Source organism: Pseudoalteromonas sp. TB25, assembly GCF_000497995.1.
In the GTDB taxonomy this organism is placed as follows: domain Bacteria; phylum Pseudomonadota; class Gammaproteobacteria; order Enterobacterales; family Alteromonadaceae; genus Pseudoalteromonas; species Pseudoalteromonas distincta.
In genome coordinates this window covers 1-3,982 of the sequence record NZ_AUTI01000252.1, presented here as the reverse complement: position 1 = coordinate 3,982, position 3,982 = coordinate 1, and the positions used below count along the sequence as shown (strand labels likewise).

Here is a 3,982-nt window from a genome sequence, read left to right as displayed (position 1 = left end):
AAATATGGCTTTATATTTGGCCTAGGCTGGTTCGGTGCAGGTATAAGCTGGGTACATGTTTCTATTGCCACCTTTGGCGGTATGCCGCTTATAGCGTCGCTCTCGTTAATGGCTTTTTTGTGCTCATACTTAGCATTATTTCCCGCACTTGCCTTTTGGGCAACTACACGCTTTGCCAGTGGCCCTAAAAGCTTTGGCGCATTACTAATTGCCTGCTTTGCAATTAGTGAGTATTTACGTGGCACCGTACTTACCGGTTTCCCGTGGTTAAGTTTTGGCTACACACAAACCGACGGAACTTTAAGGCTGCTTGCCCCTTATATTGGCGAGTTTGGCTTAACACTAACATGTGTAGCTATTGGCTTTGCACTATATAGACTTACCCAAAAAGATTTTAAAACCCCGGCGGTTACTGCGACAGCTGTTGCGCTTATTTTTACAGGTGCAAATACCACAGGCAGCATTCATTACACAGATAAAAACATGTCAGTATTGCTCGTACAAGGCAACATACAGCAACATCTGCGCTTTGAGCCAAGTGAGTTTTGGACCACAATGAGCAAATACCAAGACATGACACGCCCACATTGGGATGCCGACTTAATAGTGTGGCCTGAAGCCGCAGTGCCTGAAATAGAAATGCTTGCCGATTCCTACCTAGCCAATTTAGACAGTGCCGCCTCGTTTAATAAAACCGCCCTTGTAACCGGTATTGTTGACTACCAGCGAGACACCAAAAATATATTCAACACACTTATTGTGGTCGGTAATAAAGAACGTGGCGACGAGCATGGGCATTACCATTACCTTGATAAAAACCGCTATCAAAAACACCAGCTACTACCTATTGGCGAATTTGTACCATTTCAAGACTTTTTGCGCCCTATTGCCCCATTATTCGATTTACCTATGTCATCGTTTACCCGTGGCGACAAAGTGCAAAACAACTTACGCGCCAATGGCTATAACTTACTCCCTGCTATTTGCTACGAAATTGTTTTTGCCGACTTAGTACGCGGTAATTACAAAAGCGACTCTGACCTACTCTTTACTGTAAGTAACGATGCCTGGTTTGGCGACTCCATTGGGCCTTTGCAACACATGCAAATAGCCCGTATGCGCGCGCTCGAACTACAACGCCCTCTAGTGCGTGTTACTAACAATGGTGTAAGCGCCGTATACGACCCTATAAGCCACACACAACAAACCATGCCTCAGTTTGAAGCTACCATATTGAAAGCCAAAATTAAGCTTATAAAAGGCGACAGCGTGTACAGCCAATACGGCAATGTGTTTGTGTGGGGATTTGTGTTGTTGATGGGAGTTGTTGGGTTTGGGGTTAGGTTGAGAAAGTGAATTAAAATTAATAGCTGTCGGTGGACAGCTATTTAAAAAAGTGTTTATTGTTGGGTTTCGCTTCGCTCTACCCAACATACGCAAATTTACTTTTTAATCTAGCCTATGCTAAAAATATAGCGAATGCCTCGTTCTATTTTTAATACTTGATGCTGTTCAACATCAGGCCTAAACAATTTAATTCAATTATAAATGATGATTTGATTCTCACAAACAAACTCACCCCCTAAGTTGCATGCTTTAGCGCAATATATTGAGTCTAAAGTGCCTAACGGTCTTAACTTTATTGGTATACAGTTTTATTTTACTCCCCTGTGGGAATTCAATTATGTACGCATCAAATTTAAAAAGGGCTAACATTCGACACAATAATATTTTATCGTAACTTGACGCGCCCGCAGCCAGCTAAATAACTTACTTTGTATAAAATCTCATGTAAAAATAGTAACTAGAAGTTTGACTCCTACTTTTAATTTATATTTAAAAAAAGAACCTACTGGTTATTTCTGTATTTCTTCAAATACTTTAATGCTTGAGCACAGTTATATTGTGCACTTTTGTAGGTTAAAAGCATTTCGTAAGCCAGCATACTACCAGGTGAGTTATTACAAATATCATTTAAACGCATCAGCTCTTTATTTAAAACTTGTGTAATCTGGTCATTTGAATACTTTTGAAGAGCCATATCAATTGCACTTATAGTTAAATTCAAAGATGAGTCCCTATTTGATGAAAAGGGATTCGATGTTACTTTTACACATTTTAAAATTTCTTTATTATCACTATTCACCGAGCACCTATTTATCAAGGAACATTTTAATAATTGTTTGTATCTTACTAATTGTTTCTAAACTCGCTCGACGCTCTGCTGATAAACAACTGTAATTACCGACATTATTAAAGTGAATTATCGTTTTAGATAGCGCTTCATTACCAAGCTTTAGATAATTATTGACCTCTTCATCTAGTAGTTTATAAGTTGCAGCTGTTTCAGTATGCATAGAACCGCTAAGTTGTTGAATATAATAATCATCATAATTTTTCAATAAATACCACAAAGAACCTACTTCAATGAGCTTCATAAAGCCTGCCTTATCCTTTATAACTTAAAAACCAAGCCACTTAAACTTTAGCTTTGCTGAGTGCACTCTACTCACCTGTGGCCTCAGTAGATTACAATGAATATCAATATAGCTACTTTTATTTGGTTCTATAAAAATGTCATCGCTTTTACCTAAACAATTACCAACAAACTTTCCGTTTTTATCGAATGTAGATGCTATAACACCACCTGCATATATGCTTTCATTGGTGATATTTTTTAACTCGGCAGTTATTCTTACTCGCCCATTTTCTTTAAAAATATCAGAAAGGGTAAGTTTATAATCACTATTTAAGTCGTCAGTGCCCTCCAATGCTTTATTTGATACCTGCTCTTTAAAGCCACTATCAACTTCTGCGGCTATTGTTGGCGCGTACACACTGATACCACCGAGTGTTGCTATTACAAACCCTATCCCCCAAAAAAAGCCCTTTATAGCCTCATTAAAATTATTACTCATTTAATTCCCTTTTAATTTTTCACTACTAAATTTCGTTAACAAGATACCCAAAATCACTCCTTTCACTAACCTAGTATATAAATTAAAACTTATTTTTTAATAAGCTTTTTAAACCATAGTACCAACTAAGCGCTGCCACCGTGCCATGAGTTTCTTCTTCAAAGTAACGTTGATTTATATATAAACTGTTACTCGGGTGCGCTTTTAGTTTTTTAGCAAGCTCTAAGCCCCATTTATAATTAGCCTCTCCAATTTCACCAAAAGCTGCATTATTAGCAAAAGTAAAATATACATTGCCTTTAAGCTGCTTATTTATAAGCTGTTGCTCGTCAAAATAACGATTGAGATAATTATTATCCCAAAGGTAGGTTGCATCAATAATTAAGTAATCAGTAAATAAAGAGTGATTTGTAAGTAAAACATAACTTGCGAACAAGCCGCCGAAAGATTCCCCAATTAAGACCCGCTTATTTGATGTACGGTAATTTTTATTAATGAAGGGAGTAAGTTCTTTTTCAAAAAAAGCGGTGTAGTTTGCGGCATTGCCAATGTTTTCAAATTTTTCGAGTAGCTTGCCGTTAAAAGTCCAATCGACATTGGTAGGGGTAAAGTCGCACTCTCTTATCCCATTTTTACTGTTAGGAACAGCGACAATAATTGCTTGTTGAATTTGTTTTTCTAGCCGCTCAGTACTGAGTGCTTCAACAAGCCCCGCTAAGGCTTTTAAATGGGTTGGGTTGCCATCAAGCAGGTAAATAACAGGATATACTAGTTCGAGGTTTTGCTTGTAGCTTGGCGGTAAATAAACACTATAACTGCGCTGCTCACCTAAAATAATAGACTTAAGCTGATGTGTTTCTGCTAACACAATATTTTCTGACGCATACGAAGCTGTAATAAAATACAGATAACTAAACGCCATTAATAAAGCTTTCATAACCATCCTTGTAATTAATAAGAGCAAACTTAACTTTTTACAGTCTCTTCTACCGTTTCCACATTTACAACCTGATTCAAGTTACCTTTAATAACCACAGTCGCTGATATTTTATCTTGAATGGCTT

5 protein-coding genes are annotated in these 3,982 nt (G+C 37.5%); 1 reads left to right on the top strand and 4 read right to left on the bottom strand.

Annotated elements, in window-relative coordinates:
• The coding region (gene lnt / locus L652_RS0107985) for an apolipoprotein N-acyltransferase (RefSeq protein ID WP_024603396.1) at nucleotides 1-1,356 on the top strand (1,356 nt) is incomplete at its 5' end.
• A 493-nt stretch (nucleotides 1,357-1,849) separates the two neighbouring features.
• On the opposite strand, the gene L652_RS0107980 is transcribed toward lnt, so the two are convergent.
• The 4 genes from L652_RS0107980 to L652_RS0107965 all read right to left on the bottom strand — a co-directional run bounded on the left by L652_RS0107980 (nucleotide 1,850) and on the right by L652_RS0107965 (nucleotide 3,855).
• A complete protein-coding gene (locus tag L652_RS0107980; protein WP_139015391.1) occupies nucleotides 1,850-2,146 on the bottom strand; it encodes a hypothetical protein in 297 nt (98 codons plus the stop codon).
• Nucleotides 2,147-2,153: 7 nt separating this feature from the next.
• Nucleotides 2,154-2,438 (bottom strand): hypothetical protein, encoded by a 285-nt coding sequence (locus tag L652_RS0107975; protein WP_024596410.1) that lies wholly within the window; start codon nucleotides 2,436-2,438, stop codon nucleotides 2,154-2,156.
• A gap of 24 nt (nucleotides 2,439-2,462) precedes the next feature.
• A complete protein-coding gene (locus tag L652_RS0107970; RefSeq protein ID WP_024596409.1) occupies nucleotides 2,463-2,918 on the bottom strand; it encodes a hypothetical protein in 456 nt (151 codons plus the stop codon).
• Between the two features lie 82 nt (nucleotides 2,919-3,000).
• Nucleotides 3,001-3,855: an alpha/beta hydrolase-fold protein gene (locus L652_RS0107965; RefSeq protein WP_024596408.1), complete on the bottom strand. Its 855-nt coding sequence runs from the start codon at nucleotides 3,853-3,855 to the stop codon at nucleotides 3,001-3,003.
• Nucleotides 3,856-3,982: the final 127 nt, after the last annotated feature.